This window comes from Streptomyces sp. SID4985 (assembly GCF_009863025.1).
Taxonomy (GTDB): domain Bacteria; phylum Actinomycetota; class Actinomycetes; order Streptomycetales; family Streptomycetaceae; genus Streptomyces.
The window spans coordinates 1-3809 of the sequence record NZ_WWIR01000612.1; the positions used below are offsets into that span (position 1 = coordinate 1).

General features: G+C 71.6%; 5 protein-coding genes. 2 read left to right on the top strand and 3 right to left on the bottom strand.

What is annotated here, in order from left to right; all coding sequences use genetic code 11:
* Window positions 1-547, bottom strand: a 547-nt coding sequence (locus tag GTW40_RS26220; protein WP_161182634.1) for a PAS domain-containing protein, incomplete at its 3' end; no start/stop codon positions are given.
* A 197-nt stretch (window positions 548-744) separates the two neighbouring features.
* On the opposite strand from GTW40_RS26220, the gene GTW40_RS26225 reads away from it, so the two are divergent.
* Together GTW40_RS26225 and GTW40_RS26230 are read left to right on the top strand one after the other, a co-directional pair.
* Window positions 745-1335, top strand: coding sequence for a thioredoxin domain-containing protein (locus GTW40_RS26225; RefSeq protein WP_161182635.1), 591 nt, complete (start codon window positions 745-747; stop codon window positions 1333-1335).
* Window positions 1336-1434: 99 nt separating this feature from the next.
* Window positions 1435-1797: an NUDIX domain-containing protein gene (locus tag GTW40_RS26230; protein ID WP_161182636.1), complete on the top strand. Its 363-nt coding sequence runs from the start codon at window positions 1435-1437 to the stop codon at window positions 1795-1797.
* 11 nt (window positions 1798-1808) lie between these two features.
* Here GTW40_RS26230 and GTW40_RS26235 read toward each other — a convergent pair whose 3' ends face one another.
* Both GTW40_RS26235 and GTW40_RS26240 read right to left on the bottom strand, forming a co-directional pair.
* Complete coding sequence (locus GTW40_RS26235; protein ID WP_161182637.1) at window positions 1809-2165, bottom strand: thioesterase; 357 nt, start codon at window positions 2163-2165, stop codon at window positions 1809-1811.
* A gap of 86 nt (window positions 2166-2251) precedes the next feature.
* Window positions 2252-3809: AAA family ATPase (locus GTW40_RS26240; protein ID WP_161182638.1), on the bottom strand; the 1558-nt coding region annotated here is incomplete at its 5' end.

Genomic DNA, 3809 nt, shown 5'->3' on the forward strand with positions numbered 1-3809 from the left:
CGGGCACGCACACGTCCGCCAGCTCCTGCGCCGTGTGCACGATGTCGAGCGTGGTGCCGATCCGCGCGCTCGCCTGCCGCAGCACCTCCAGGCGGACCTGCGCCCGGTAGCGGTCGGTCGCGTCCATCACGCTCAGCGCGAGGCCCTTCACCCCGCGCACGGAGTCGCGCAGGCGGAACGCGGCGAGCGACAGCACGGTGTGGGGGAGACCGGCGCCGTGGGCCGCGTCCGGCAGCGGGTGGTGTTCGACCTCGAAGTCGGACCTCGGCTCGCCGGTGGTCAGGACCTCGCGGAGCATCGCCTCCACCTGCTCGTGGTGCAGGCCGGGGGCCCACTGGCGGAGCGGCATGCCCAGGGCGCCGGTGGGGGGCAGGTGCCGGAAGTGTCCGGCGGCGTCGTTGAAGCCGACGAGGCGGAGGTCGGTGTCGAGTACGTACACCGGGTGGGGGGAGTCGGCGAACAGGGCGTCCAGTACCGCGCCGTCGAGGTCGCGGCCTCGGTCCCGGCCTCGGTCCCGGCCTGCGGTCATGTCCTGCGATGCGTTCACCCTTCCAGACTGCGCCAGGGGTGGCGGCGTGTCGTGCGGGCGGGGTGGGTGCCGGGGGTGGGGGCGCTTGCCCGCGCTGGGCGGGGTGCCGCTGCGCCCACCCGTGCCGCCCCTAGCGGCACGACTGCCCGCAGCGACAGCGGAGGCAGGCGCTCATAGCAGGACAGACCGTACGGGGCTGTGCCAAGCTCGGGACCATGACGACTCCCGCACACACGACCGGGTCCGACGGGAAGACGCTCTACTACGGTGATCTGTCCGCGCCGCATGAGCTTCAGGTGTTCCTGGAGATGCGTGACCGGGCGTCCGCCAGGATGGCCAAGGTGTTGCTCGAGACCATCCGGCAGCTGGCCGACGCCGGCAAGGTCGTCGTGAAGTTCCATTTCGCCGGGGCCATCGACGACAGCGTGGGCGGGGACGGCGACCAGCAGGCCGTCGCCGCGCTGGCGGCCGCGAGCGACGCCGGGCAGAAGCAGCTCATCGGATATCTGGGGGCGCTGTTCGACAACCAGCCCTTCCCGCCCGGCGAGGACAAGTTCTCCGACGCCTCCGTGCTGTTGTCCGTGGCGAACGGAGTGGACGGGCTGCGCTCCTCCGAATTCGACCAGAAGGTGTCCGGGCACACCTATGTGACCTGGGCGGGCGAGTCCATCTCCACCTTCGAGACCTTCGGCCTGCCCGGCACCCCCGCCGTCTGGTACGACAAGGAGAACATCCCCGTCGTCACCGTCGAGGGTGAGGTGGACACCGACCCGCAGAAGTTCCTCTCCCAGATCAAGCAGTCCTGAACCGTTCGGGTGCGGCGCACTCGGCCCCTGGGTAGGAGACGACCGTCCGGCCGCGCGGCCGGACGGTCGAGCTGCGAACAGGGATGGGGTGCACGGGTCATGACGTGGGAGCAGACCGGGGGCGGGGTCCAGGCCGTGGTGCCGTACGACGGACGGCTGCTGCTGGTGACCGAGGGCGACGGGTGGGTGCTGCCCACGGGGACCACCGAGGAGGCGGAGTCCGCGGAGGCCGCCGCCGCCCGGATCGTGTACGAACTCACCGGCTATCTGGTCGACGGCTCCCAGCCGCTGGAGCCCGGGGAAGAGCCCCCGGCCGTGGTGTGCAGCCTGCTCACCGACGACCCCTCGGACGGCGCCAGCCTCTCGCCGGAGGCGATCACATGGCTGTCGTTCGACGAGGCGGAGAGCATCGCGCTGCCCCCGGCCGTGGTCGCGTACCTCCGGGGGCACAGCCCGGTCTGAGCGGGGGAGCGTCAGCCGGGCGCCGCCGCGAGGAAGTCCGCGCGGTCCACGACCACCCGGTCGATCTCGCCCGTCGCCACCAGCTCGCCCGAAGCGTCCACGGCCCGTACGGCGAACGTCAGCCGCCGCCCCGGCTCACCGGGCGGCGGCTCGGCGGTCACCTCCACGTGCCCGCCCACCCGGGTGGCCCGCAGATGCCGTACCCGCACGGCGGTCCCCACGGTGGTCAGGCCGGGGCCGGTGAACGGCCCGGCGGCCCGTACGGTCGCCGCCTCCAGCCAGGCGATCAGTCGCGGGGTGGCGAGCACGGGTACGTCACCGCTGCCCACCGCCTCCGCCGTGTCGGCGTCGGTCACCTCATGGCGCATGGGCTCACGGTAGCGGGCGAACGGGAGCGACATACGGAAGGGGCGTACGGACAGCCTCCGTACGCCCCTCCGATCAGAACCGCTCGCTACTTCGCGGGCTCCTCCGCCTTCGCGGCCTCCTCGGACTTCTCCGGGTGACGCACGCTCAGGTGCAGCGAGTCGTCCACCACGTCCGCCACGATCGTGTCGCCCTTGTCCACGCCACCGGAGAGCACCAGCTCCGCGATCCGGTTGTCCAGCTCGGTCTGGATCGTGCGGCGCAGCGGACGCGCGCCGAACTCCGGCTTGTAGCCGTGCGCGACGAGCAGCTTCTTCGCCGCCTCCGTGACCTCCAGACCGATGCCCTGCGCCCGGACCCGCTTGGCGCTGCGCTCCAGGAGCAGGTCGACGATGTGCCCGAGGTTCTCCTCGGACAGCGCGTGGAAGACGATCGTCTCGTCGATGCGGTTGAGGAACTCCGGCGGGAAGTGGCCCTGGAGCACCGTCTCCAGCTCGCCCCGGATCTCGTCCACCTTGCCCTGGTGGGCGAGGATCAGCTGCGAGCCGATGTTGCTGGTGAGGATCACCACCGTGTTGCGGAAGTCCACGGTGCGGCCCTGGGAGTCGGTCAGCCGGCCGTCGTCCAGCACCTGGAGCAGCGTGTGGAAGACGTCCGGGTGCGCCTTCTCCACCTCGTCGAACAGCACGACGCTGTACGGCTGGCGGCGCACCTTCTCGGTGAGCTGACCGGCCTCGTCGTAGCCGACGTACCCGGGCGGGGAGCCGACGAGCCGGGAGACCGTGTGCTTCTCCTGGAACTCGCTCATGTCGAACCGGATCAGCCGGTCCTCGTCGCCGAAGAGCAGCTCCGCGAGCGCCTTGGCCAGCTCCGTCTTGCCGACACCGGTCGGGCCGAGGAACAGGAAGGAGCCCACGGGACGGTTGGGGTCGCCCATGCCCGCCCGGTTGCGGCGCACCGCCTGGGCGATGGCGAGGACCGCCTCCTCCTGGCCGACGACGCGGTCGTGCAGCGCGTCCTCCAGCTTGAGCAGCCGCTCCTTCTCGCTCTCGGTGAGCTGCGCGACCGGGATGCCGGTCTTGCGGGAGACGATCTCCGCGATGTCGTTCTCGGTGACCGCGACGACGCCCTCGCGGCGCTCCTCGATCTGCGCCAGCTCGTTCTCCAGCTCGGCGATCTCGTGCTTGAGGTCCTTGGCGCGGTCGAACGCCTCGCCGGCGACCGCCTCGTCCTTCTCGCGGTTCAGCCGGGCGAGCCGGTCCTCGCGGTCCTGGACCTCCTTGGACTTGCCGCGCGAGCGCAGCCGCACCCGGGCACCGGCCTGGTCGAGCAGGTCGATGGCCTTGTCGGGCAGGAAGCGGTCCGCGATGTAGCGGTCGGACAGCTCGGCCGCCGCGACCAGCGCCGCGTCGCTGAAGCGCACCTGGTGGTGGGCCTCGTAGGCGTCGCGCAGCCCCTCCAGGATCTGCACGGTCTCCTCGACCGAGGGCTCGGGCACCTTGACCGGCTGGAAGCGGCGCTCCAGGGCGGCGTCCTTCTCCACGTACTTGCGGTACTCGTCGAGCGTGGTGGCGCCGACCACGTGCAGCTCGCCCCGGGCGAGGGCGGGCTTGAGGATGTTGCCCGCGTCCATCGAGCCCTCGCCG

Coding starts and splice junctions, on each gene's coding strand:
- GTW40_RS26225 (WP_161182635.1), top strand. CDS start 745: ATGACGACTCCCGCACACACGACCGGGTCCGACGGGAAGACGCTCTAC.
- GTW40_RS26230 (WP_161182636.1), top strand. CDS start 1,435: ATGACGTGGGAGCAGACCGGGGGCGGGGTCCAGGCCGTGGTGCCGTAC.
- GTW40_RS26235 (WP_161182637.1), bottom strand. CDS start 2,165: ATGCGCCATGAGGTGACCGACGCCGACACGGCGGAGGCGGTGGGCAGC.